The sequence below is a fragment of the Pseudomonas sp. PME37.24/025 genome, from assembly GCF_055556615.1.
The window spans coordinates 111,979-135,717 of the sequence record NZ_JBVHNK010000002.1; the positions used below are offsets into that span (position 1 = coordinate 111,979).

Annotated in this window: 22 protein-coding genes; 9 read left to right on the forward strand and 13 right to left on the reverse strand. The window is 59.6% G+C overall.

What is annotated here, in order from left to right; translation table 11 throughout:
• Positions 1–126 precede the first annotated feature (126 nt).
• Positions 127–2,082 carry a choline transporter BetT gene (betT, locus tag ACZ3HH_RS03695; RefSeq protein WP_465803388.1) on the forward strand — a complete coding sequence of 652 codons (1,956 nt, stop codon included), beginning with the start codon at positions 127–129 and terminating at the stop codon, positions 2,080–2,082.
• 26 nt (positions 2,083–2,108) lie between these two features.
• Here betT and ACZ3HH_RS03700 read toward each other — a convergent pair whose 3' ends face one another.
• Positions 2,109–2,369 carry a hypothetical protein gene (locus ACZ3HH_RS03700; RefSeq protein WP_465802804.1) on the reverse strand — a complete coding sequence of 87 codons (261 nt, stop codon included), beginning with the start codon at positions 2,367–2,369 and terminating at the stop codon, positions 2,109–2,111.
• Positions 2,370–2,543: 174 nt separating this feature from the next.
• Positions 2,544–3,284 (reverse strand): SDR family oxidoreductase, encoded by a 741-nt coding sequence (locus tag ACZ3HH_RS03705; protein WP_465802805.1) that lies wholly within the window; start codon positions 3,282–3,284, stop codon positions 2,544–2,546.
• 124 nt (positions 3,285–3,408) lie between these two features.
• Here ACZ3HH_RS03705 and ACZ3HH_RS03710 point away from each other — a divergent pair, with 124 nt between their 5' ends.
• Positions 3,409–4,299 (forward strand): LysR family transcriptional regulator, encoded by an 891-nt coding sequence (locus ACZ3HH_RS03710; protein ID WP_465802806.1) that lies wholly within the window; start codon positions 3,409–3,411, stop codon positions 4,297–4,299.
• Between the two features lie 234 nt (positions 4,300–4,533).
• The gene (mgrA, locus tag ACZ3HH_RS03715) at positions 4,534–5,571 is read left to right on the forward strand and encodes an L-glyceraldehyde 3-phosphate reductase (RefSeq protein WP_201061574.1); all 1,038 of its coding nucleotides are present in this window, start codon (positions 4,534–4,536) and stop codon (positions 5,569–5,571) included.
• Between the two features lie 162 nt (positions 5,572–5,733).
• On the opposite strand, the gene tauD is transcribed toward mgrA, so the two are convergent.
• The 7 genes from tauD to ACZ3HH_RS03750 form a co-directional block, all read right to left on the reverse strand.
• Positions 5,734–6,576: a taurine dioxygenase gene (gene tauD / locus ACZ3HH_RS03720; protein ID WP_465802807.1), complete on the reverse strand. Its 843-nt coding sequence runs from the start codon at positions 6,574–6,576 to the stop codon at positions 5,734–5,736.
• A 208-nt stretch (positions 6,577–6,784) separates the two neighbouring features.
• Entirely contained in the window at positions 6,785–7,618 is an 834-nt protein-coding gene (gene tauC, locus ACZ3HH_RS03725; protein ID WP_465802808.1) for a taurine ABC transporter permease TauC, read from the reverse strand.
• Positions 7,615–8,409 (reverse strand): taurine ABC transporter ATP-binding subunit, encoded by a 795-nt coding sequence (gene tauB / locus ACZ3HH_RS03730; RefSeq protein WP_465802809.1) that lies wholly within the window; start codon positions 8,407–8,409, stop codon positions 7,615–7,617. Before tauB ends, tauC begins: the two co-directional genes overlap by 4 nt.
• Positions 8,410–8,425: 16 nt before the next feature.
• Positions 8,426–9,403, reverse strand: coding sequence for a taurine ABC transporter substrate-binding protein (gene tauA, locus ACZ3HH_RS03735; protein ID WP_465802810.1), 978 nt, complete (start codon positions 9,401–9,403; stop codon positions 8,426–8,428).
• Positions 9,404–9,681: 278 nt separating this feature from the next.
• Entirely contained in the window at positions 9,682–11,265 is a 1,584-nt protein-coding gene (gene gshA / locus ACZ3HH_RS03740) for a glutamate--cysteine ligase (protein WP_465802811.1), read from the reverse strand.
• A 340-nt stretch (positions 11,266–11,605) separates the two neighbouring features.
• Positions 11,606–11,989 (reverse strand): PaaI family thioesterase, encoded by a 384-nt coding sequence (locus ACZ3HH_RS03745; protein ID WP_465802812.1) that lies wholly within the window; start codon positions 11,987–11,989, stop codon positions 11,606–11,608.
• Entirely contained in the window at positions 11,989–14,313 is a 2,325-nt protein-coding gene (locus ACZ3HH_RS03750; RefSeq protein WP_465802813.1) for a Tex family protein, read from the reverse strand. Before ACZ3HH_RS03750 ends, ACZ3HH_RS03745 begins: the two co-directional genes overlap by 1 nt.
• Before the next feature lie 146 nt (positions 14,314–14,459).
• Between ACZ3HH_RS03750 and ACZ3HH_RS03755 the strand changes: the two genes are divergently transcribed.
• The 3 genes from ACZ3HH_RS03755 to ACZ3HH_RS03765 all read left to right on the forward strand — a co-directional run bounded on the left by ACZ3HH_RS03755 (position 14,460) and on the right by ACZ3HH_RS03765 (position 16,843).
• Entirely contained in the window at positions 14,460–14,699 is a 240-nt protein-coding gene (locus tag ACZ3HH_RS03755) for a hypothetical protein (protein ID WP_465802814.1), read from the forward strand.
• The gene (gene ompR / locus ACZ3HH_RS03760) at positions 14,674–15,414 is read left to right on the forward strand and encodes an osmolarity response regulator transcription factor OmpR (protein ID WP_007903084.1); all 741 of its coding nucleotides are present in this window, start codon (positions 14,674–14,676) and stop codon (positions 15,412–15,414) included. Before ACZ3HH_RS03755 ends, ompR begins: the two co-directional genes overlap by 26 nt.
• Before the next feature lie 115 nt (positions 15,415–15,529).
• Positions 15,530–16,843 (forward strand): ATP-binding protein, encoded by a 1,314-nt coding sequence (locus ACZ3HH_RS03765; RefSeq protein ID WP_414876977.1) that lies wholly within the window; start codon positions 15,530–15,532, stop codon positions 16,841–16,843.
• A gap of 165 nt (positions 16,844–17,008) precedes the next feature.
• On the opposite strand, the gene rimK is transcribed toward ACZ3HH_RS03765, so the two are convergent.
• A complete protein-coding gene (gene rimK, locus ACZ3HH_RS03770; protein ID WP_007903081.1) occupies positions 17,009–17,914 on the reverse strand; it encodes a 30S ribosomal protein S6--L-glutamate ligase in 906 nt (301 codons plus the stop codon).
• Positions 17,911–18,390: a retropepsin-like aspartic endopeptidase RimB gene (gene rimB / locus ACZ3HH_RS03775; protein WP_007903080.1), complete on the reverse strand. Its 480-nt coding sequence runs from the start codon at positions 18,388–18,390 to the stop codon at positions 17,911–17,913. The genes rimK and rimB overlap by 4 nt, the downstream gene beginning before the upstream one ends.
• 211 nt (positions 18,391–18,601) lie before the next feature.
• Between rimB and ACZ3HH_RS03780 the strand changes: the two genes are divergently transcribed.
• From ACZ3HH_RS03780 to ACZ3HH_RS03790, 3 genes are all read left to right on the forward strand, one after another.
• Entirely contained in the window at positions 18,602–19,009 is a 408-nt protein-coding gene (locus ACZ3HH_RS03780) for an RNA-binding S4 domain-containing protein (RefSeq protein ID WP_465802815.1), read from the forward strand.
• A 224-nt stretch (positions 19,010–19,233) separates the two neighbouring features.
• Positions 19,234–20,136, forward strand: coding sequence for an Hsp33 family molecular chaperone HslO (hslO, locus tag ACZ3HH_RS03785; RefSeq protein WP_454875665.1), 903 nt, complete (start codon positions 19,234–19,236; stop codon positions 20,134–20,136).
• Between the two features lie 179 nt (positions 20,137–20,315).
• A complete protein-coding gene (locus tag ACZ3HH_RS03790; protein WP_465802816.1) occupies positions 20,316–21,857 on the forward strand; it encodes a phosphoenolpyruvate carboxykinase in 1,542 nt (513 codons plus the stop codon).
• Positions 21,858–21,930: 73 nt separating this feature from the next.
• Here the strand turns inward: ACZ3HH_RS03790 and ACZ3HH_RS03795 are convergent, their stop codons facing one another.
• Positions 21,931–23,202 carry a type II toxin-antitoxin system HipA family toxin gene (locus ACZ3HH_RS03795; protein WP_465802817.1) on the reverse strand — a complete coding sequence of 424 codons (1,272 nt, stop codon included), beginning with the start codon at positions 23,200–23,202 and terminating at the stop codon, positions 21,931–21,933.
• Between the two features lie 2 nt (positions 23,203–23,204).
• Positions 23,205–23,693 (reverse strand): helix-turn-helix domain-containing protein, encoded by a 489-nt coding sequence (locus ACZ3HH_RS03800; RefSeq protein WP_465802818.1) that lies wholly within the window; start codon positions 23,691–23,693, stop codon positions 23,205–23,207.
• Positions 23,694–23,739 lie beyond the last annotated feature (46 nt).

The window sequence follows — 23,739 nt, forward strand, 5'->3', positions numbered from 1 at the left end:
GGTTTGCTGCCCGCTCACAACAGGAGGCTTGCCTTTGCCGAGTCCGTTATTGATTGTCCTGTTTCACCCCCTTGAGGTGCACCTTTCATGAGTGCATCGTCCACCCCCGCAAGCGGTCTGGTCCGCATGAATCCGCCGGTTTTTTATTTTGCGGCGACCTTTATTTTGTTGTTCGCCGTTGTGGTAATGGCGATGCCCGAGCAGGCCGGAGCCTGGCTGTTGCAAGCGCAAAACTGGGCGGCCAATACGGTCGGCTGGTACTACATGCTCGCGATGACGCTGTATCTGGTCTTCGTGGTGGTCACCGCCTTGTCTGGCTACGGCAAGATCAAGCTCGGTGCCGACCACGACGAGCCCGAATTCAGCTACCTGTCCTGGGCCGGCATGCTGTTCGCCGCCGGGATCAGCATCACGCTGTTTTTCTTTTGCGTGTCCGAACCGCTGACGCACCTGGCGCAACCGCCGCAAGGCGAGGCTGGCACGGCGGATGCGGCGCGTCAGGCGATGCAGATTCTGTTTCTGCACTGGGGCCTGCACGGTTGGGGCGTGTTCGCTTTTGTCGGTATGGCCTTGGCCTATTTCGCCTATCGACATAACCTGCCGCTGGCCCTGCGTTCGGCGCTGTACCCGCTGATCGGCAAGCGCATCAACGGCCCCATCGGTTACGCAGTGGACGGTTTCGGCATCATCGCCACGGTGTTCGGCCTCGGCGCCGACATGGGCTTTGGCGTATTGCACCTCAACTCGGGCCTCGACTACCTGTTCGGCATCGCCCATACACAGTGGATTCAGGTTGGCCTGATCACGTTGATGATGGGCGCGGCGATCATCGTCGCGGTGTCCGGTGTCGATAAAGGCGTGCGGGTGATGTCCGACATCAACATGCTGCTGGCCTGTGCGCTGCTGTTGTTCGTGTTGTTCGCCGGCCCCACGCAGCACTTGCTCAATACGCTGATCCAGAACCTCGGCGATTACCTCGGCGCCTTGCCGATGAAGAGTTTCGACCTCTACGCCTACGACAAACCCAGCGACTGGCTGGGCGGCTGGACGGTGTTCTACTGGGCCTGGTGGATTGCATGGTCGCCATTCGTGGGGCTGTTCATCGCACGGATTTCCCGTGGCCGGACCATCCGTGAATTCGTCTTCGGCGTGCTGTTGATTCCGCTCGGTTTCACCCTGGCGTGGATGTCGATCTTCGGCAACAGCGCCATCGACCAGGTCCTCAACCACGGCATGAGCGCGCTCGGCATGTCGGCTATCGATAACCCGTCGATGACCCTGTACCTGCTGCTGGAAACCTACCCGTGGAGCAAAACCGTGATTGCGGTCACGGTGTTCATCAGTTTCGTATTCTTCGTGACCTCCGCCGACTCCGGCACTGTGGTGTTGTCGACGTTGTCCGCCAAGGGCGGTAACCCGGATGAAGACGGGCCGAAATGGCTGCGAGTGTTCTGGGGCGCGATGACGGCGCTGGTGACCAGCGCGCTGCTGTTCTCCGGCAGCATCGATGCGTTGAAGTCAGCGGTGGTGCTGACCTCGTTGCCGTTCTCGATGATTTTGCTGCTGATGATGTGGGGGCTGCACAAGGCGTTTTATCTGGAGTCGCAGAAGCAGATCGCGCAACTGCATTCCCTTGCGCCGGTGTCCGGCTCGCGGCGCGGTGGATGGCGTCAGCGCTTGAGTCAGGCGGTGCATTTCCCGTCTCGGGATGAGGTCTATCGCTTCCTCGATACGACGGTGCGCCCGGCGATTGAGGACGTGACCGCCGTGTTCGTCGAGAAGGGGCTGCACGTGGTCGCTCAGCCTGATCCGGCCAATGACAACGTCAGCCTGGAGATCGGTCACGGCGAACTGCATCCGTTCATCTATCAGGTGCAGATGCGCGGTTACTTCACGCCGTCCTTCGCCCGTGGCGGCATGGGTTCCAAGCAACTCAACAACCGCCGTTACCACCGGGCCGAAGTGCATTTGAGAGAGGGCAGTCAGGATTACGATCTGGTCGGCTACACCAAGGAGCAGGTCATCAACGACATCCTCGACCAGTACGAGCGGCACATGCAGTTTTTGCATCTGGTGCGTTGACCTACGCGGGTGGCGCTGATGTCTTGTCAGGCGTCAGTGCTCATCGCCATGAACAACACCAGCGCGGCCACCGGCACGCCGAACACCACACTGCCGACCACCAGTTCCGTGCTCAACGGCTGACCGGCGTTGACCATGCCGACCGCGCCGTTGATCAAGGTCAACGCCAGCCATAGCACGACGAAGCCATAGGTCAGGGTCTGGCGGCTGAAGCCGATTTTCTCGCCGATGAATAGCATCAGCGCGAGCAGGATCAGGCCGAAGAAGATGATGATTGCTGTGTGCATGGTGGAGTTCCGCCCTTCAGATGTGTATTGCCCTTGAGGCCGCCTTCGCGGGCAAGCCACGCTCCCACAGGGGTTGTGTCGAACGGTAATTCCGTGAACGACACGATCCCTGTGGGAGCGGGCTTGCCCGCGAAGGCGGCCTTGCTGATTCACCCCTATATACATCGAGCATAGTTAAACCAACCCACCATTCACCCGCAGAATTTGCCCATTCACCCAAGCCGAATCCGGCCCCACCAGAAACGACACAACGCGAGCAATATCCTCCGGCTGACCCAAACGCTCCAGTGGAGGCATTTTGGCGAAATTCTGAATCTGCTCTTCACTCTTGCCGTGCAAAAACAGCTCCGTCGCCACCGGACCAGGCGCCACTGCGTTAACGGTGATGTTGCGACCACGCATTTCCTTGGCAAACACTTGAGTCAGGGATTCCACTGCTGCCTTGCTGGCGATGTACACCGCGTAGCCCGGCAAGTTAAGGCCGACGGTGCTGCTGGAGAAGTTGATGATCCGACCGCCACTGTTCAGGCGGGTTGCCGCTTCACGCAAGGTGTTGAACGTGCCGCGCGCGTGGATGTTGAAAGTCTGATCAAACAGTTCGTCCGTGTGCTGCGCCAGTGGCATTACTTTGAGGATGCCGGCGTTATTGATCAGCACATCGACCTTGCCCAGTTGCGCTTCGGTCTCGTCGAACAACCGACGCACGTCGTCGGCATTCGCTACGTCAGCCTTGACCGCGATGGCTTGATGCCCAGCCTGACGCAACTCAACCACCCGTTTTGATGCTTCAGTGGCACTGTTGGCGTAGTTGATGGCGACCGCGAAACCTTCGCTGGCGAGTTGCTTGGCGATCACGGCACCGATGCCGCGAGAGGCGCCGGTCACGATGGCAACTTTCGACGTTTGAGTAGTCATGGCGTTGATTCCTTGGAGTGGTTTGAAGTGGCGCCAGACTCACATGTTTACTCAGGGCGATAAATGCATGAGAGTTGCCTTCACTGTTCAATAATCGCCAACAATCGACCGTCAGGAATTCTGCGTGGATCAAGTCAAAGCGATGAGGATTTTCGTGCGGATCTACGAGCGCAGCAGCTTCACGCTGGCGGCCGATGACCTGAATCTGCCGCGGGCAACCCTGACCCACACGCTGAATCAGTTCGAAGCCTGGCTGGGTACGCGTTTACTTGAGCGCAGCACGCGTAAGGTGCGTCCTACGCTGGATGGCGAGGCGTACTACTTGCGTTGCGTGCAGTTGCTGGCGGAACTGGAAGAAGCCGAATTGGCATTCCGCAGCGTGGCACCGAAAGGGCGGTTGCGAGTGGATTTGCACGGCACCTTGGCCAAACACTTCGTGATCCCCGCGTTGCCGCAATTCATGGCGCGCTACCCGGATATCGAGTTGTCCATCAGCGAGGCCGACCGCTTTGTCGACCTGATCGCCGAAGGCGTCGACTGCGTGCTACGCGCCGGCACCTTGAGCGACTCGGCGCTGATCGGTAAACGTGTTGCCAACCTGCGACAGATCACCTGCGCCAGCCCCGCCTACCTGCGCAAATATGGCGAACCGCAAAACCTCGACGACCTGAAAAAACACCGCGCGGTGAACTACGTTTCGCGCACCACCGCCAAGTTGTTTCCGTTTGAATTCATGGTCGATGGCGAGCTGAAAGAGGTGGCAATCGATGGCGCGCTTTCAGTGTTCGGTGCGGAGATTTACGCAGCCTCGGCGATTGCAGGCCTGGGGTTGATTCAGTGCCCGCACTACCGAATGGAAACGCTGATTTCCCAAGGGCTGGTGCAGGAAGTCCTCAGCGATATGCCTCCACCGCCGATGCCGGTTTCAGTGCTGTACCCCCATAACAAACACATGTCGCCACGGGTTCGGGTGTTTGTGGATTGGCTGGGGGAGGTGTTTGCGGGGGCTCAGTAACTGCCGGCCCACTGATCGTTCCCATGCTCCGCGTTCCGATTCTGAAGGTGACGCGGAGCGTCACGGGATGCATTCCCACGCAGGAGCGTGGGAACGATCACTCTCAGGACCGAAAATCTGTGAAACGTTTCAGCATTTTCTCGAGTCCGAGGTTTATCGGCGTTTGTCCGGGCGTATGCTGGGCAACTTGCAAAGCAGTCGATACCACATTCAAGACAGACAAGAGAGGATTCGATGACCTACACCGCTGCCGAAAACCGCTACGATTCCATCCCTTACCGCCGCGTGGGTCGCAGCGGGTTGGTGCTGCCGGCACTGTCCCTGGGCTTGTGGCACAACTTCGGCGACAGCACGCCAATCGATACCCAGCGCTCATTGCTGCGCACGGCGTTTGACTTGGGCATCAACCACTTCGACCTGGCCAACAACTACGGCCCGCCGTACGGCAGCGCCGAAATCAACTTCGGCCGTTTGCTGCGTGAAGACTTCAAGCAGTACCGCGATGAGTTGATCATCTCCAGCAAGGCCGGTTGGGATATGTGGGCCGGTCCTTACGGTCAGGGCGGAGGTTCGCGCAAATACGTGCTGGCCAGCCTCGACCAAAGCCTGCAACGCCTGGGCTTGGACTACGTGGACATCTTCTATTCCCATCGCTTCGACCCGGACACGCCGCTTGAAGAAACCGCCAGTGCACTGGCTACCGCCGTGCAGCAGGGCAAGGCGCTGTATATCGGCATCTCGTCCTATTCCGGGGTGAAAACCCGTGAAATCGCCGGGTTGCTGAAAGAGTGGAAAGTGCCGTTGCTGATTCATCAACCGGCGTACAACCTGCTCAATCGCTGGGTGGAAAAGGACCTGCTGGACACCACCGATGAACTCGGTACCGGCGTGATCGCCTTCACGCCATTGGCTCAGGGGCTGTTGACCGACAAGTACCTCAATGGCGTGCCAGCGGATGCGCGGGTCAATCGTCCGGGTGGTGGTTCGTTGCAGGCGTCGCATCTGTCCGAAGCCAACATCGCCCATGTGCGGGCGCTTAATGAAATCGCCAAACGTCGCGGTCAGAGCCTGGCGCAGTTGGCGCTGGCCTGGACCCTGCGCGACCCACGGGTGACCTCGGCGCTGATTGGCGCGAGCCGGCCGGAGCAGATCATCGAGAACGTCGGGGCGTTGAAGAACCTGAGTTTTAGCGTGGAAGAGTTGGCGGAGATTGATCGGTTTGCCCAGGAGGGTGGGGTCAATTTGTGGGAGAAGCCTTCGACGGCTGAATAAGTGTTCGGCGCCGTACTCTCTGGTGTTCGTTCCGGCCCCATCGCGGGCAAGCCCGCTCCCACAAGGTTATCGGTTGACCGCAAAATATTGGTCAATACAAATCCTTGTGGGAGCGGGCTTGCCCGCGATGGGGCCATCAATGTCAGTACAAAAACTGGCGAATCACCGGAAGAAAGGCACATCCCCCAACACGGTCGCCCGCTGCATCACCCGCCGCGCCGGGCGGTAATCATCCACCGCGTGATGCTGGGTCACGCGATTGTCCCAGAACGCGATGTCGTCTTTCTGCCAGCGCCAACGGATGGTGAATTCCGGCCGTGTGGTGTGGGCGAACAAGAATTTCAGAATCACCTCGCTTTCCGTTTCCGACAGCTCATTGATCTTCGACGTGACCCCTTCATTGACGAACAACGACCGGCGCCCGCTTACCGGGTGCGTGCGAATCACTGGGTGCGATAACGGCGGGTTCTTGCGCCGGGCTTCTTCCCACTGGGCCAAGGCTTGCGGTGTATTGCCATAGCGCTCCAGAGGGAACGAACGGGTGAAATCGTGAGTGGCGGTCAACCCTTCGAGCAAGGTTTTCATCGGCGCGGACAGCGCTTCATACGCCGCAATACCACTGGCCCATAGCGTGTCGCCGCCAAATTCCGGTAGCAGTTTGGCGCTGAGCACCGCGCCCATCGCCGGGGTCGGCAGGAAGGTCACGTCGGTGTGCCAGATCGCGTTGTCTCGCACGTCGGTGACAGCGGTGTCGAGGATCAGTACTTCCGGCTGTTCCGGCACGTTCGGGTAAATCGGATGAATATGCAGGTCGCCGAAATAGGCGGCGAATCGCGCTTGCTGCTGCGGCTCGATCGGCTGGTCGCGGAAGAACAGCACTTGATGCTTGAGCAGCGCCTGCTCGATGGCGTCGCGTTGTTCCCGGTTCAGCGGCTGGCTGATGTCGATGCCGCTGATTTGCGCGCCGAGGGCGGAGCTTAAGGGGACGATGGTCAGGCTGCTCATGGTATTTCTCTTCAATCCGGGGTGCCTACTATGGGGAACGAGCCTTTGTGGCGAGGGGGCTTGCCCCCGTTCGGCTGCGAAGCAGTCGTAAAACCTGTATCTCTAAAACTGGCTGGAGGAAAGTGTTGCCTGGATTATTTTGGGGGGCCGCTTCGCGGCCCAGCGGGGGCAAGCCCCCTCGCCACAGGCCCGCTCCCACAATGAATATTCAGTGAGCCTGGCCGTGCCATGGCACCAGTTTGTGTTGTAGCGCACGCAACCCCATTTCCATGGCGAAGGCGATCAATGCGATCACCAGGATCCCCAGCACCACCACATCGGTGACCAGGAATTGTGCGGCCGACTGCACCATGAAGCCCAAACCGCTGGTGGCGGCGATCAACTCGGCGGCCACCAGCGTCGACCAACCCACGCCCAGACCAATCCGCACGCCGGTCAAAATGTCCGGCAGGGCACTGGGCAGAATCACATGGCGAATCAACTGCGCCCGAGTGGCGCCCAACGACTGCGCGGCGCGTAATTTCGCCGGGTCGACGGTGCGCACGCCAGTGGCGGTGGCAATCGCGATCGGGGCGAAAATCGCCAGGTAGATCAACAAGACTTTCGACAACTCACCGATGCCGCACCAGATCACGATCAGCGGCAGATAAGCCAGCGGTGGAATCGGGCGATAGAACTCGATCAGTGGATCAAGAATGCCGCGAGCGATGCGGTTGTGGCCGATGGCGATGCCGACCGGCACGGCGGTCAGCACCGCGAAGCCCAGGCCCAGGCCAATACGGCTGAGGCTCGCGCCCAAATGCTGCCACAAGGTTGAATCCATGTAGCCGGTGGTTACCAGCAGCCAGCCTTTTTGCAGCACGGCGGACGGCGGCGGCAGGAACAGCGGTTCGATCAAACCAGTGGCCGTGACGGCCCACCAGATCGCCAACAATGCGATCAGGGTCAGCACGCTGATCCAGCGCGTGTTCAAACTGCGACGCAGCGGAATGACCGTCGAGCCCGGTTTCACCGTCGCGGCGGGAATTTCATAGGTGCTCATGCGCGCTCCTGCCGCTGGACGGCACTGCGTTGGGAGAACACTTTGGCGAGCACGTGTTCGCGGGTTTCGATAAAGCGCGGGTCGGACTTGATCGAGCGTGCCGATTCGCCGGCAGCGTAACGCTGACCGAAGTCCAGGCTCAGACGCTCGACGACTTGCCCGGGGTTTGGCGCCAGCAGAATCAGATCCGTGGCGAGGAACACCGCTTCTTCAATGTCGTGGGTAATCAGGAACACCGGTTTGGCGGTGCGTTGCCAGACTTGCAGCAACAGCTCCTGCATCTGTTCGCGGGTGAAGGCGTCGAGGGCACCGAAGGGTTCATCCATCAGCAAAACCCGAGGGTCTGCTGCGAGGGCGCGAGCGAGGCCGACACGTTGCTTCTGCCCGCCCGAGAGCTGCCAGATTCGGCGATTTTCGAAACCGCAAAGGTCCACCAGCGCGAGCATTTCCCGGGCGCGCAGTTCACGTTTTTCCCGCGCAATGCCGGCCAGTTCCAGGCCGAAGCCGACGTTGGCCAGCACGTCCTGCCAAGGCAGCAGGGCGTCGTCCTGGAACACCACGCCGCGCTCGGCGCTCGGGCCTTTGACCGGCACGCCGTCGAGGGTGATGCGCCCGGCACTGGGCTCGACGAAACCGGCAATCAGGTTCAACAGCGAGGTCTTGCCACTGCCGGACGGGCCGAGGGCGACCAGCAACTGCCGGGGCCCCAGGCTCAAGGAAATATCCGTCAGCACAGGTTCCGCTGCGCCGGGATACTGTGCGCTGATGCGCTCCAGCTGAAGCAAAGCCATCGCGGTTAACTCCCGATCAATTGGTGATGTATTTGGCGCTGACGTACGGCGCGTAGTCCGGCAGCACGGCCTCGACCTTGCCCTGTTCCTTGAGGAATACCGCAGTGTCGGTGATGGCCTTGGTGGTCGGCGCGCCGAGGGTGATCACCTGATCAGCCGCGAGCGGGTACACGTTGCCTTGCAGCAGCAATGGAATGTCGCTGGCCTTGGCACCGGAGAGTTTCACCAGTTTGTCGACATTGCTTTGGTTGGCGAGCCAGGCTTTCGGGTCCTTGCGGTAGTCGGCGTAGGCATCGAGGGTCACTTTGGCGAACGCGGTGACGATTTCCGGGTGCTTCTCGGCGAAATCCTTACGCACGATCCAGGCATCGAAAGTCGGTGCGCCGAACTTGGCCAGTTCGCCCGAGGTAATCAGCACTTTGCCGTTTTCTTTGGCCACGCCGAGAGCCGGGTCCCACACGTAGGTGGCGTCGATATCACCGCGTTTCCACGCAGCAATGATCGCTGGCGGTGCGAGGTTGAGCACGGTGACTTTCGATGGGTCGATGTTCCAGTGTTTCAGCGCAGCCAGCAGGCTGTAGTGGCCGGTGGAAACGAACGGTACGGCGATTTTCTTGCCGATCAGGTCTTGCGGGGTCTTGATCCCGGAACCATCGCGAGCGACCAGTGCTTCAGCGGCGCCGATCTGGGTGGCGATGAGGAAGGTTTCCACCGGGACTTTGCGGGTGATTGCAGCTGTCAGGGGGCTGGAGCCGAGGTAGCCGATTTGCACATCGCCGGAAGCGATGGCGGCGATGATGTCGGCACCGCTGTCGAATTTGCGCCAGTCGATCTTGGCGTTGGTGGCTTTTTCATAGGTACCGTCGGCTTGGGCGACTTTGGCCGGGTCAACGGTGGTCTGGTAGGCGACGGTCACATCTGCCGCCTGAGCCAGGAAACTCGCCGCTGCCAGTGATGCGGCTGCCAGGAGGCGAAGAGGGGAAGTCAGTTTCATCGGAAAGCTCCTTGTCAGGCGACCGAGAGTCGGCGTGAAAAGGAGACTAAATGATATAAGAATCCGAAAATAAATAACTTTTTCGAATTACCTTATGAGCGGAAAATTCTAAGGGAGCATAGTTGTATATCGCTTTTGTGGCGAGGGAGCTTGCTCCCGCTGGAGTCCGAAGGACTCCCAAATACAGCGAAGGTGCGTCTGATTGAACACGGTCGCAGATTTTACGGCTGCTGCGCAGCCGAGCGGGAGCAAGCTCCCTCGCCACAGAGGTTTGCGATCTAATTACTGATCGCCAGAATACTCGCCTGATACGACCCGACAAACACATCGAAATCGCCGACTTCGTTCTGTTCCAGCGCCACTTGTTGAGCCAGCGACGAGCGCGCCAGTTCTTCAAATTTAGCCTGTTCTTCGCTTGAAAGCGGCTCGCTACGGAAAAATTCCGCATGCACCTGACTCTGGCGCAAGGAGAACCGGGCAAAGCTTTCCTTGTGCTCGGCCATCGCCGCCAACACCTGTGCCGATGGCGTCAGGGACGAGTCCTGGACCTTGGCCAGTTGTGCGTCCAGTGCCTTGCTATGAGCTTCGCCGCCATGGCTTTGATCCAGTAACGCCGCCAATGGCGCAATCTTTTCCAGCAATTCGCTGGCCCATTCCTTCAGGCCTACCGGCTGCCCGTCGCGTTGCAATTGCAGGCCCGGACGACGACCTTCCTTGACCACGCTGAGGAAGTTCGACGTTGCATTGCCGCAGCTGGTACTGGTCAGCAGCGGGCTGTCGTTCAGCGCGCAGTACAGCAGGAACGCATCAAGGAACCGCGACTCGGTGAGGTCGATGCCCATCGGCAGGAATGGGTTGATATCCAGGCAGCGTGCCTCGACGTACTGAATGCCACGGGCCACCAGCGCCTGGATCGGCCGCTCACCGGTGTAGGTCACGCGTTTCGGACGGATGTTGGAGTAGTACTCGTTTTCGATCTGCAGGATGTTGGTGTTGAGCTGAACCCACTCACCGTCCTGGTGCGTACCGACTTCGACGTACGGCGGGTAGGGTGTGGCGACCGCTTTGCGCAGGCTGTCGGTGTAGCTGGTCAGATCGTTGTAGCACGGCGTCAGACCGGCCTGGGCGTTGCTCTGGTAACCCAGATCGCTCATGCGCAGGCTGGTGGCGTACGGCAGGTACAAGGTGTCCGGGTCCAGCTGTTCCAACTGATGCGACCGACCGCGCAGGAAACCGGCATCCAGCGCAGGCGAAGCACCGAACAGGTACATCAGCAGCCAGCTGTAGCGGCGGAAGTTGCGGATCAGCGCGATGTAGGCCGACGACTGATAATCGCGATCGGTGCCGACAAAGCCTTCGGCCTCTTTAAGCAGCGGCCAGAGCTTTTCCGGCAGGGAAAAGTTGTAGTGGATTCCGGCGATGCACTGCATGGTCTTGCCGTAACGCAGAGCCAGGCCCTTGCGATAGACGTACTTGAGCTGACCGATGTTGGAGGTGCCGTAATAAGCGATCGGGATGTCTTCCTCGGCCGGCAACGGGCACGGCATCGATGGACTCCACAGGTACTCATTGCCCAGCTTGCTGTAGGCAAACCGATGGATCTTATCGAGGCTCGCCAAGGTATCCGCCGGGTCTGGCAGGGCTGGCGTGATGAACTCCAGCAGCGACTCGGAGTAGTCGGTGGTGATTTGTTCATTGGTCAGCGCGGAACCCAATGCTTCGGGGTGCGGCGTTTGCGCCAGGCGCCCTTCGCCTGTCACGCGCAGGCATTCACGTTCGATGCCGTGAAGGCACTGTTCGAGCAGAGAGAGGTTAGCGCGCTCGCCGAGCAGAGCCAGGCGGCGGTTGAGAAGTTCGCTCAAGTTGGATTCCTTCACGCGTCAGTCGCCCCAATATGGGGGTGGGCAAGACGGTCTACAAGGGTGAAGTTAAAACTGGCGTTTTCGCCTGGTTTTTGAGCCGCACAGAACAGATGCCAGCCAGTTAAGGATTGATCGCGGCAATTCCCTGTGGGAGCGGGCCTGTGGCGAGGGGGCTTGCCCCCGTTGGGCTGCGAAGCAGCCCCAAAATCTCTGATGTTCCAAGATCGTGTGAGTGCTACGCACTCAAACGGGGGCAAGCCCCCTCGCCACAGGCGCTCCCACAGGAAACTCCGACGCTGCAGTCACAGCGCCGAAATTAACTCAAATTGATGATTGGGGGCTACAGGACAGCGAACGTGCCTTGTGCTTTTGCGACGAGTTTGTCGCCTTGCATCACGTCGGCTTCGACCACCAGCGTGCGGCGGCCCGGGTGGATCACCCGGGCCGTGCACATCACTTCACCGTCGGCGACGGCGCGGATGTAGTTGATCTTGCACTCGATGGTTGCGCTCTGCTGGTCAAAGCCGTGGGTGCTGGAACAGGCCAGCCCCATGGCGATGTCCACCAGACTGAACAAAGCGCCGCCGTGCAGTTTGCCGCCGCGATTGCGCAGTTCTGGCTCAAGCGCCAGGGTGACTTGCGCCACCCCGGTTTCCAGGCTGTGCAAGCGACATCCCAGCAGCTTGAAAAACGCGCTTTCGGTCAAGCCCGCCGGGATCTCCATCAGCGTTTTTTCAACTGTTTGGCGTTAGCGAACAGCGAGGCCATGGCGTTGTTGGCCGGGGCTGCCGCCGTGGTTTCCTTGCGCGGTGCGGTGTTCTGGGATTGGCGTGGTGCCGAACCCGGACGCGCGCCACGGGCACCGTCGATCTTCTCGCCCGGGGTGTCGCTCATGCGCATCGACAGGCCAACGCGTTTGCGCGGGATGTCGACTTCCATGACCTTCACCTTCACCACATCACCGGCCTTCACCGCTTCGCGCGGATCCTTGATGAACTTCTCCGACAGCGCGGAGATGTGTACCAAACCGTCCTGATGCACGCCGATGTCGACGAAGGCGCCGAAGTTGGTCACGTTCGTTACCACACCTTCGAGGATCATCCCCAGTTGCAAGTCCTTGAGGTCTTCGACGCCTTCCTGGAACTCGGCGGTCTTGAACTCGGGACGCGGGTCGCGACCGGGTTTTTCCAGCTCTTGCAGGATGTCGGTGACTGTCGGCAAGCCGAACGTTTCGTCGGTGTACTTCTTCGGATCGAGGCGCTTGAGGAAGCTCGCGTCGCCGATCAGCGAGCGAATATCACGGTCGGTTTCAGCGGCAATGCGCTGCACCAGCGGATAGGCTTCCGGGTGAACCGCGGACGAGTCCAGCGGGTTGTCGCCGTTCATCACGCGCAGGAAACCGGCGGCCTGTTCGAAGGTTTTTTCACCCAGACGCGCGACTTTCTTCAGCGCCGCACGGGTTTTGAAGGCGCCGTGCTCGTCGCGGTGGCTGACGATGTTCTGCGCCAGGGTTGCGTTGAGGCCAGAGATGCGCGCCAGCAGCGCCACGGAGGCGGTGTTGACGTCGACGCCCACGGCGTTCACGCAGTCCTCGACCACCGCGTCCAGGCCGCGTGCCAGTTTCAGCTGCGACACGTCGTGCTGGTACTGGCCGACGCCGATGGATTTCGGATCGATCTTCACCAGCTCAGCCAGTGGATCCTGCAAGCGACGGGCAATCGACACCGCGCCACGGATCGACACGTCGAGGTCCGGGAATTCCTTGGAGGCCAGTTCCGACGCCGAGTACACCGATGCACCGGCCTCGGAGACCATGACTTTAGTCATCTTCATCGCTGGGTATTTTTTGATCAGCTCAGCAGCGAGCTTATCGGTTTCGCGGCTGGCGGTGCCATTGCCGATGGCGATCAGGTCCACCGAATGCTTGGCGCACAGGGCGGCGAGCACGGCGAGGGTCTGGTCCCACTTGTTGTGCGGTACGTGCGGGTAAACCGTGGCGTGATCCAGCAGCTTGCCGGTGGCATCGACCACGGCGACCTTGCAACCGGTGCGCAGGCCCGGGTCGAGACCCAAGGTGGCACGCGGGCCGGCCGGAGCCGACAGCAGCAAGTCGTGCAGGTTGTGTGCGAACACGTTGATCGCTTCGGTTTCCGCGCCGTCGCGCAGCTCGCCCAGCAGGTCGGTTTCCAGGTGGGTGTAGAGCTTGACCTTCCAGGTCCAGCGCACCACTTCGCCCAGCCATTTGTCGGCGGCACGGTTCTGGTTCTGAATGCCGAATTGCTGGCCGATCATGCCTTCGCACGGGTGCATGGTGCCCGGCAGTTCATCGCCGACTTTCAGCGCGGAGCTGAGAATACCTTCGTTGCGGCCACGGAAAATCGCCAGTGCGCGGTGCGATGGCATGCTTTTCAGCGGTTCGTCGTGTTCGAAGTAGTCGCGGAACTTGGCGCCTTCCTCTTCCTTGCCGGCGATCACGCGGGCACTGAGGGTGGCTTCCTGCTTGAGGTAGTTGCGCAGCTTGTCCAGCAGGCCGGCGTCTTCGGCGAAGCGTTCCATCAGGATGTATTTGGCGCCTTCGAGGGCAGCCTTCACATCGGCTACGCCTTTTTCGGCATCGATGAAGCGCGCGGCTTCAGCGTCTGGCGTCAGGGTCGGGTCGTTGAACAGGCCGTCGGCCAGCTCGCCGAGGCCGGCTTCCAGGGCGATCTGGCCCTTGGTGCGACGCTTCTGCTTGTACGGCAGGTACAAGTCTTCGAGACGGGTCTTGGTGTCGGCGAGTTTGATGTCGCGTTCGAGTTGCGGGGTCAGTTTGCCCTGCTCTTGAATGCTGGCGAGGATGCTGATCCGCCGTTCGTCGAGTTCTCGCAGGTAGCGCAGACGCTCTTCCAGATGACGCAACTGGATGTCATCGAGGCTGCCGGTCACTTCTTTCCGGTAGCGGGCGATGAAGGGAACGGTAGAGCCTTCATCGAGTAGCGCGACGGCCGCTTCGACCTGTTGTGGGCGGACGCCGAGTTCCTCGGCGATGCGGCTGTTGATGCTGTCCATAAAACCACCTGACAAATTGTGAAAGCAGGCTCGCAGGCGCAGAGATAAGGGCTCGGCGAGTCTGGTTGAGCGGCCTGGCGTGCGCCGCTACCTGAGCCAACGGGCTTCCCGTTGACCCGTGAAATCGAACAATTACTGCCAGCGCCATGAAAAAAAAGCGGCTGCTTGCAGTAACGATCAGACGTTGCCTGACACAAAAGGCCGCGCATTATAACCAGCGTTCTATCCATTCGGGGGCATCGCTGGTTGTAGGCACAATGCCCGGTTTTCTGGCGGTGAAGGAAAAATCTGCTAACAATGCACACGGTGCGTATAACGGCAGCTACGCCATAATGCGCGCCGAGATCAAAGGAGCATCCAATGAGCAGCACTGCAAACATTGCTGAAGGCGAAAAAATTCTTATTGTTGACGACGATCCTGGGCTGAGCAGCCTGCTGGAACGCTTTTTCGTCAGCAAGGGCTACCGTGCCCGCGCCGTACCGAACACCGAACAAATGGACCGCCTGCTGGCGCGTGAGGTGTTCAACCTGGTCGTCCTCGACCTGATGCTGCCCGGCGAAGACGGCCTGACCGCTTGCCGCCGCCTGCGCACGGCGAACAATCAGATTCCAATCATCATGCTGACCGCCAAGGGCGATGAGCTTAGCCGCATCAAGGGCCTGGAACTGGGCGCCGACGATTACCTGGCCAAGCCGTTCAACCCGGACGAGCTGATGGCGCGGGTCAAAGCGGTTCTGCGGCGTCAGGCGGCACCAGTGCCAGGCGCACCGGGCAGCGAAGACGAAAGCGTGACCTTCGGTGACTACGAACTGTCCCTGGCCACTCGCGAACTCAAGCGCGGCGACGAAGTGCATATGCTCACCACCGGTGAGTTTGCGGTGCTCAAGGCGTTGGTCATGAACGCGCGTCAGCCACTGACCCGCGACAAACTGATGAACCTGGCCCGTGGCCGCGAGTGGGATGCCCTGGAGCGTTCCATCGACGTGCAGATTTCCCGTCTGCGCCGGATGATCGAACCCGATCCATCCAAACCACGCTACATCCAGACCGTCTGGGGCGTGGGTTACGTGTTCGTTCCGGATGGCGCCGCCACGAAGTGATCGGTGATTTGTAGGAGCGGGTCTTGCGGGTAATGGGTCAGATGACCTTTCCCGCAGACTCGCGATCCGCAATATGCGAGCATCGCTCGCTCCTGCAAGTGTGTAGCGGTTACCCATGAAAACCCCTGTTTGGTTCCCCCAGAGCTTCTTCTCCCGCACCCTGTGGCTGGTGCTGATCGTCGTCCTGTTCTCCAAGGCGCTGACCCTGGTTTATCTGTTGATGAACGAAGATGTGCTGGTGGATCGCCAATACAGTCACGGTGTCGCCCTGGTGCTGCGTGCCTACTGGGCGGCTGATGAAGAGAACCGCGCAAAGATTGCCGATAGTGCACCCCTGATTCGGGTAGTGGGCGCCGGTGTCCCGGAAGGCGAGCAACATTGGCCCTACAGTGAGATTTACCAGCGACAGATGCAGACCGAGTTGGGGCCGGACACCGAAGTGCGACTACGCATGCATTCTCCCCCGGCACTGTGGGTTCGTGCTCCGAGCCTGGGTGAAGGCTGGCTGAAAGTACCGCTGTATCCGCACCCATTGCGCGGCCAGAAAATCTGGAACGTGCTCGGCTGGTTCCTCGCCATTGGTCTGCTGTCCACCGCCTCGGCGTGGATCTTCGTCAGCCAGCTCAATCAACCGCTGAAACGTCTGGTCTATGCCGCGAGGCAACTGGGTCAGGGCCGCAGCGTACGCCTGCCGATCAGCGATACACCGAGCGAGATGACCGAGGTTTATCGCGCCTTCAACCAAATGGCTGAAGACGTCGAACAGGCGGGGCGCGAACGCGAACTGATGCTGGCCGGGGTCTCTCACGATCTACGCACGCCACTGACCCGTTTGCGACTATCCCTGGAGCTGATGGGCGATCACAGTGACCTGACAGACGACATGATCCGCGACATCGAAGACATGGACGCGATTCTGGATCAGTTCCTGGCGTTCATTCGTGACGGACGTGACGAGTCGGTGGAAGAAGTGGACCTGAGCGATCTGGTTCGCGAAGTCGCCGCGCCGTACAACCAGAACGAAGAGAAAGTGCACCTGCGCCTGGAACCAATCCAGCCGTTCCCGTTGCGTCGGGTGTCGATGAAGCGGTTGCTGAACAACCTGATCGGCAATGCTCTGCATCACGCCGGCAGCGGCGTCGAAGTGGCGGCTTATGTGTCCGGAGATACCAGTGCACCGTATGTGGTGCTGAGCGTCATGGACCGTGGCGCGGGGATCGATCCGTCGGAACTGGAGGCGATCTTCAACCCGTTCACTCGTGGCGATCGGGCCCGGGGCGGGAAGGGGACCGGGTTGGGGTTGGCGATCGTGAAGCGGATCGCTTCGATGCATGGCGGGAATGTCGAGCTGCGCAACCGCTCCGGTGGTGGGCTGGAAGCGCGGGTGCGGTTGCCGCTTGGGTTGATGTTGCCGCGGGATGCTGTCTAAGCGCCGTACACAACCTCTGTGGCGAGGGAGCTTGCTCCCGCTCGGTTGCGCAGCAGCCGCAAAATCCGGCAACCGTATTTCAATAAAAGAACACGGTTGCCGGAATCGGGAGTCCTTCGGCCTCCAGCGGGAGCAAGCTCCCTCGCCAGAGGGACCGGGTAAGCCTCAACCCTTCCCTTTGGTCCGAGTCATATTCGGCCCGCCATTCTTCTCCAGATGCTCAATGATGATCCCCGCCACATTTTTCCCGGTGGTGGTTTCAATCCCTTCCAGACCCGGCGACGAGTTCACTTCCATCACCAGCGGCCCATGATTGGAGCGCAGGATATCCACCCCCGCCACCGCCAACCCCATGACCTTCGCCGCACGCAACGCAGTCATGCGTTCTTCCGGCGTAATCTTGATCAGGCTCGCACTGCCACCGCGATGCAGGTTGGAGCGAAACTCCCCCGGCTTGGCCTGGCGCTTCATCGCCGCGATGACCTTGTCGCCGACCACGAAACAACGAATGTCCGCACCGCCGGCCTCCTTGATGTATTCCTGAACCATGATGTTCTGCTTCAGGCCCATGAACGCCTCGATCACCGATTCCGCCGCCGTCGCCGTTTCACACAGCACCACGCCGATGCCCTGGGTACCTTCCAGCACCTTGATCACCAGCGGCGCGCCGTTGACCATCTCGATCAAGTCGGGAATGTCATCCGGGGAGTGGGCAAAACCGGTGACCGGCAAGCCGATTCCCCGACGCGACAGCAATTGCAGCGAACGCAGTTTGTCTCGCGAACGGGCGATGGCGACCGATTCGTTGAGCGGAAACACCCCCATCATTTCGAACTGGCGCAGCACCGCGCAGCCATAAAACGTTACCGACGCGCCGATCCGCGGGATCACCGCATCGAAACCCTCCAGCGGTTTGCCGCGGTAGTGGATTTGCGGCTTGTGACTGGCAATGTTCATGTAGGCGCGCAAGGTGTCGATCACCACCATTTCATGGCCACGCTCTATACCGGCTTCGACCAGACGACGGGTGGAATACAGACGCGGGTTCCGCGACAGCACAGCGATCTTCATGCAACACCTGTGGAGAAGGTAGATACCGGGAACACCGGCTTGTCTTGTACATATTTAATGCCCGGATTGACCACCAACTGGCCGTCGATCAGGGCTTTGGAACCGAGTAACAGGCGATATCGCATGGACTTGCGGCAGGCGAGGGTGAACTCGACCCGCCAGACCCGATCACCGAGGGCCAGGGTGGTGCTGACCACATAGCGCATCTGCGCGTGGCCATTGGAGCTTTTAATGGTTTTCCTCGTTACCAGCGGAGCTTCGCAACGCCGGTGCCGCAGTTGCACTACGGTGCCCAGGTGCGCGGTAAAACGCACCCACTGTTCCCCATCGCGCTCGAACGGCTCGATATCGGTGGCGTGCAGGCTGGAGGTGCTGGCGCCGGTGTCGATTTTTGCGCGAAGGCCCGCGACTCCCAAATCCGGGAGCGCCACCCACTCGCGCAGACCGATAACGGTCAAATGATCAAATGTCTTCAAAAGTGCTCAATCGGTAAAAACCGCTCTGGTCGCGTGCGGCTGAATTCGCGGTATTCACGCAGAATAATGGGTAAAAGGCGACAGATATCTACTGTCTGGATTTCCATCCCTCACTGGCGGGAATGCCTGCATTCTAATCCACAGCGTGGTGATTCATGGCACGACAGAAACGGTAGTACAGTTCATCGATATTTCAGAATGAGGTCATCCGATGGCACAAAAAAGCGAAGAGGACGACAAGGTCCGTCTCGATAAATGGTTGTGGGCCGCGCGTTTTTATAAAACACGTGCCTTGGCCAAGGCCGCGATTGAGAGTGGCAAGGTGCATTGCCGGGGCGAGCGCTGCAAGTCGGGCAAGGAGCCGAGGGTTGGCGACGAGTTTCAGATTCGCACCGGTTTCGAGGAGCGCACGGTGGTGGTCCAGGCGCTGTCGATCGTGCGCCGTGGCGCGCCGGAGGCTCAGGCTCTCTATGCTGAAACCGAAGCCAGCATCGCCAAACGTGAAGCGGCAGCGGCCATGCGCAAGGCCGGGGCGTTGGGCGTGAGCACCGATGGCAAACCGAGCAAGAAGCAGCGCCGGGATCTGTTCAAGTTTCGCGGAAACAGCAACGACGAGTAGTGACCGCCGGCGAGACAGACTTGCAATCGCGCACCTGTGCAGCCATATGGGTGTACTCGACAGCGGCAAAGTGAAAATGCCGTTCGTCGAAAACCGGGGTTTGACCTTGCTTGGAACAACCCCGGATTGTTCATAAAATGCCGTTACGGCTGAACCTTGCCCGCCCAAAAATGCGGAAATGACGCGATTTTCATTTTTTGTCACCCTTTCAGATACCCAGACCTATGACCAATCTATCGGATAACGACTACACCCAACGCTTCATCTTCGATGACAGCGACACCCGCGGCGAGCTGGTTGGGTTGGAGCGTAGCTATGCCGAAGTCCTCGCCAAACACGCCTATCCGGAGCCGGTCGCGCAACTGCTGGGCGAGCTGATGGCGGCGGCAGCGTTGTTGGTTGGCACCTTGAAGTTCGATGGCTTGCTGATTCTTCAGGCCCGTTCCGAAGGCCCGGTGCCGCTGCTCATGATCGAGTGCTCCAGCGAGCGCGAAATCCGTGGGCTGGCTCGTTACGAAGCCGACCAGATCGCCCCCGATGCGACCCTCGCCGACCTGATGCCCAATGGTGTGCTGGCGCTGACCGTCGACCCGACTCAGGGCCAGCGTTACCAAGGCATCGTCGACCTCGACGGCGAAACTCTCTCGGAGTGCTTCACTAACTACTTCGTCATGTCTCAGCAGGTCGGCACGCGCTTCTGGCTCTACGCCGATGGCCGTCGTGCCCGTGGCCTGTTGCTGCAGCAGTTGCCTGCCGACCGTCTGAAAGACGAAGAAGAACGTGCCGCCAGCTGGCAGCACATCACCGCCCTGGCCAGCACGCTGACGGCCGATGAATTGCTGAGCCTGGACAACGAAACCGTGCTCCATCGCCTCTATCATGAAGAGCAGGTGCGCCTGTTTGACGTGCAGCACTTACGTTTCCATTGCAGCTGCTCTCGGGAACGCTCGGGCAATGCGTTGGTCAGTTTGGGTCTGGATGATGCTCAGGCACTGGTCATCGAACACGGTGGCGCAGTGGAGATCGATTGTCAGTTTTGCAACGAACGTTACCTGTTCGACGCGGCCGATATCACCCAATTGTTCGCTGGTGCAGGGGTCGATACGCCGTCAGATACCCGTCACTAAAACGTTTCAGCGCAGGTAAATTCACTGCTTAGCGCCGGAATAACGCCGTTCTGACGGGAGGGCCCTACACTTTTTGGGCTTTTCTGGCATAATCCGGCCCACTTTTTTCGCGGTAGTAGTGCACGACTTTCTACTACAAAACGTTTGGAGCACTCGGCCACTGGCCGACGGGGAACCTCATGACGCAAGCCAATAACGCCGTGTACACCGATCTGAGTGTTGATGATCTGGTTAAAGAAGCCCTGAGTCGCGGTGAGGGCGAGCTTGCCGATACCGGCGCGCTGGTTGTTCGCACCGGTCACCGTACCGGCCGTTCGCCAGTCGATCGTTTCATCGTTGAAGAGCCGACCACCCAGGACGCCATCGCCTGGGGCCCGATCAACCGCAAGTTCCCGGCCGACAAGTTCGACGCCCTGTGGGCTCGCGTCGAGGCCTTCAACAACGCGCAAGAGCATTTCGTTTCCCATGTCCACGTAGGTTCGGCTGAAGAGCATTACCTGGCCGTGAAAATGACCACCCAGACTGCCTGGCAGAACCTGTTCGGTCGTTGCCTGTTCATCAACCCGGCCCAGTACAACCCGGCCGGCCGTGACGAGTGGCAAGTCCTCAACGTCGCCAACTTCGAGTGCGTGCCAGAGCGTGACGGCACCAACTCCGACGGCTGCGTGATCATCAACTTCGCCCAGAAGAAAGTGCTGCTGGCGGGCATGCGTTACGCCGGCGAAATGAAGAAAGCCATGTTCTCGGTGCAGAACTTCCTGCTGCCGGCCGCCGACGTGTTGCCAATGCACTGCGCCGCCAACATCGGCGAAGCGGGCGACGTGACCCTGTTCTTCGGTTTGTCCGGCACCGGCAAAACCACCCTGTCCGCCGATGAAAGCCGTTACCTGATCGGTGACGACGAGCACGGCTGGGGCGAGGGCGTGGTGTTCAACATCGAAGGCGGTTGCTATGCCAAGTGCATCGACCTGTCCGAGAAGAACGAGCCGGTCATCTGGAAAGCCATCAAGCACGGCGCTGTCCTGGAAAACGTCGTTATCGATGACGCCAAGCACGCCGACTACGCCGATGTCAGCCTGACCCAGAACAGCCGCGCCGCGTACCCGCTGGAGCACGTTGCCAAGCGTTCCGAGAAGAACCTCGGTGGCGAGCCGAACGCTGTGATCTTCCTGACCTGCGACCTGACCGGCGTTCTGCCGCCAGTATCGATCCTCAACGAAGAACAAGCGGCTTACCACTTCCTGTCTGGCTACACCGCACTGGTGGGCTCGACCGAAATGGGTTCCGGCAGCGGCATCAAGTCGACCTTCTCCACCTGCTTCGGCGCACCATTCTTCCCGCGTCCGGCTGGCGAATACGCAGAACTGCTGATCAAACGCATCCGCGGCTTCGGCTCCAAGGTCTACCTGGTCAACACCGGCTGGACCGGCGGCGGTTACGGCGTCGGCAAACGCTTCAACATCCCGACCACTCGTGGCGTGATTGCAGCGATCCAGAGCGGTGCGTTGATCGGTACTGAGACTGAGCACCTGGACACCATCAACCTGGACGTGCCGTTGGCTGTGCCGGGCGTTGAGACTGGCCTGTTGAACCCACGTAATACCTGGGCTGACAAGGCTGCTTATGATGAAGCCGCGAAAGCACTGGCTGGGTTGTTTGTTGAGAACTTTAAAAAGTTTGAAGTGAGCGATGCGATCAAGGCTGCTGGGCCTAAGCTGTAGGGCTTTGTTTAGCGAATGAAGAAGCCGCCCTTTGAGGCGGCTTTTTTGTGGGCGAAAGACAAGCAATACAGGGTCACTTGGTAGACAGTCGAAATGCAGTAGACATATTGTCTTGTTCACGCTTCGACAGCCCTGCCGCACTGGCTACTTTTGCCCACTGACCCACGATCTCTTGGAAACTCTCAATAGTCTCTTCCGCATCATCACGGCTAACCCGAAAGTACCCGGCCACTTCGCGAACAAGTTCGAGATCCAAAGCATTGTCGGCATCTGTAATGTTGAGCTTTAACCCATCGGCGTGTGCTACCGGATTCATGTCGTAGGCATCAGAGAGACGCCACCCACGACCGGGATCAAGAAGAAAGCCATGGTTACGCATGTGGTCGTCGGTATTGGAGACCAGGATGTTGAACACGATGCGCGACCACAACTCGCGAAGATCTTCGTCGGGTTCTGAGCCGTGCTCCATGAGTACTTCTGCCAGCTCTAGATAGCTGGCGCCCACCGATGCATCGTCACCGTCTACGCGGTCAGTCATGGTCATGGCTGAGGCGAAATGTAGTCGCCCACCCGTTTCGGTACGGTCGAAGCGCTTGACCATGAAGCAGTGGTGGTCGCTCGCGTAGCGTTGCGCAATACCCTTCGCCACCCGCAGACCGCATTGATTCGCCAGAACACTCACCACGAATTCCCATCCGCCGACGTCATAGTCGTCCCGAGTGCTCGGAAACTTGGCGATCCACAGATGACCATTCTTGTCAGCAACACTGGCCTTTGGCCTGGCACCGCCCAATGAACCACCGGGTGCGATCAACATTCTCAGCCACTCGCGCCCATCGAGTGAGGTGTTGTCTGGATCGTTTTCCAGTTCTCGACTTGCCTGCTCCAACGCACGTAATTCGACAAAGGGAGGCGCCGCCAATCCATCTCGATCATCCAGAAAATTGCCTTCGTCATTGAGCTTGTAACGAATAGCACCGACTCGATAGAGGTCATGAACGCCTAACAGGAAATCCGATTCATAGAGCTTGGTACCCTTCGGGACCAAGCCGTCGCGGATGTCCCGTTCCAATCGGCGTTTCATCAGCAGTTGACCCCAACGATCCGGGCTTGAGTCAGCAAAAACGCCGAAGCGGGTCTGGTGCTGTCCTGGGAACTGTCGCCCTTCGAAGAGCCTGATACGAGGATCCAGCGTCGTGAAATTCAACTCGGGATCGGCCAAAGCCGCAGTGTCGTACTCAAACTCGAACACGTTAGTGGCGCGAGCCTTTCCGGCATGAAGAAACCCAAGACGCCTTGGTCTTTGCAGGGTTTCCCAATCGGCATACACCGCGATCAGTGTCATTTTTAATCCGTCTCAGGTTTAGATTTTTTCTTGGTAAACAAGTTGGAAAAAGAGTGGGTGTTCAATGGGAAATCAACCTCAAGATCCGAATCGGAGATGGGGCTTTCCGGTGCTTGCGTCGTCCGGTCCTGAATGGGTGACGATGCTTTCGTTGGGGCCACGTTGCGCACTCGTTGGCGTTTACTGGATGCGGCGCTCGATCGTGGGGTTAATTGCGCGTCTTGCAGTTGGCGTCCCAACTCATCCGTTGCTGCGAGCTTGCTCAAATCTTTCTCCAGGCCCAAAACCTGCATCACGGACATATAGGCGCCCATCGTCACGCCCGAGCCGCCGGACTCCAATGAGCGCAGCGTTGTCAGCGACATACCTGCTCTCTCAGCCACTTGCTTGGCTGTCAGCTTGCGACGTAGCCGAGCGAGTTTGAGTCGTTCGCCAAACTCGGCGAGCAACCTGGATGCAGCCGGCAGCAGGGGGGCTGTTTTTTTAGCCATGTGCCATTATTCCTTCGTTTTCAGGCTTTAACTGCCAGAATAATAG

What these genes read in the sequence shown, in the direction of transcription:
- tauA (WP_465802810.1), bottom strand. Translation starts at nt 9,403, where the DNA reads ATGAAACTGACTTCCCCTCTTCGCCTCCTGGCAGCCGCATCACTGGCA.
- tauD (WP_465802807.1), bottom strand. Translation starts at nt 6,576, where the DNA reads ATGAGCAGCCTGACCATCGTCCCCTTAAGCTCCGCCCTCGGCGCGCAA.
- ACZ3HH_RS03795 (WP_465802817.1), bottom strand. Translation starts at nt 23,202, where the DNA reads ATGACACTGATCGCGGTGTATGCCGATTGGGAAACCCTGCAAAGACCA.
- ACZ3HH_RS03750 (WP_465802813.1), bottom strand. Translation starts at nt 14,313, where the DNA reads ATGGACAGCATCAACAGCCGCATCGCCGAGGAACTCGGCGTCCGCCCA.
- betT (WP_465803388.1), top strand. Translation starts at nt 127, where the DNA reads ATGAATCCGCCGGTTTTTTATTTTGCGGCGACCTTTATTTTGTTGTTC.
- mgrA (WP_201061574.1), top strand. Translation starts at nt 4,534, where the DNA reads ATGACCTACACCGCTGCCGAAAACCGCTACGATTCCATCCCTTACCGC.
- ACZ3HH_RS03780 (WP_465802815.1), top strand. Translation starts at nt 18,602, where the DNA reads ATGGCACAAAAAAGCGAAGAGGACGACAAGGTCCGTCTCGATAAATGG.
- ompR (WP_007903084.1), top strand. Translation starts at nt 14,674, where the DNA reads ATGAGCAGCACTGCAAACATTGCTGAAGGCGAAAAAATTCTTATTGTT.
- ACZ3HH_RS03800 (WP_465802818.1), bottom strand. Translation starts at nt 23,693, where the DNA reads ATGGCTAAAAAAACAGCCCCCCTGCTGCCGGCTGCATCCAGGTTGCTC.
- ACZ3HH_RS03790 (WP_465802816.1), top strand. Translation starts at nt 20,316, where the DNA reads ATGACGCAAGCCAATAACGCCGTGTACACCGATCTGAGTGTTGATGAT.
- tauC (WP_465802808.1), bottom strand. Translation starts at nt 7,618, where the DNA reads ATGAGCACCTATGAAATTCCCGCCGCGACGGTGAAACCGGGCTCGACG.
- rimK (WP_007903081.1), bottom strand. Translation starts at nt 17,914, where the DNA reads ATGAAGATCGCTGTGCTGTCGCGGAACCCGCGTCTGTATTCCACCCGT.
- hslO (WP_454875665.1), top strand. Translation starts at nt 19,234, where the DNA reads ATGACCAATCTATCGGATAACGACTACACCCAACGCTTCATCTTCGAT.
- ACZ3HH_RS03705 (WP_465802805.1), bottom strand. Translation starts at nt 3,284, where the DNA reads ATGACTACTCAAACGTCGAAAGTTGCCATCGTGACCGGCGCCTCTCGC.
- ACZ3HH_RS03745 (WP_465802812.1), bottom strand. Translation starts at nt 11,989, where the DNA reads ATGGAGATCCCGGCGGGCTTGACCGAAAGCGCGTTTTTCAAGCTGCTG.
- ACZ3HH_RS03755 (WP_465802814.1), top strand. Translation starts at nt 14,460, where the DNA reads ATGAAAAAAAAGCGGCTGCTTGCAGTAACGATCAGACGTTGCCTGACA.
- ACZ3HH_RS03700 (WP_465802804.1), bottom strand. Translation starts at nt 2,369, where the DNA reads ATGCACACAGCAATCATCATCTTCTTCGGCCTGATCCTGCTCGCGCTG.
- tauB (WP_465802809.1), bottom strand. Translation starts at nt 8,409, where the DNA reads ATGGCTTTGCTTCAGCTGGAGCGCATCAGCGCACAGTATCCCGGCGCA.
- ACZ3HH_RS03765 (WP_414876977.1), top strand. Translation starts at nt 15,530, where the DNA reads ATGAAAACCCCTGTTTGGTTCCCCCAGAGCTTCTTCTCCCGCACCCTG.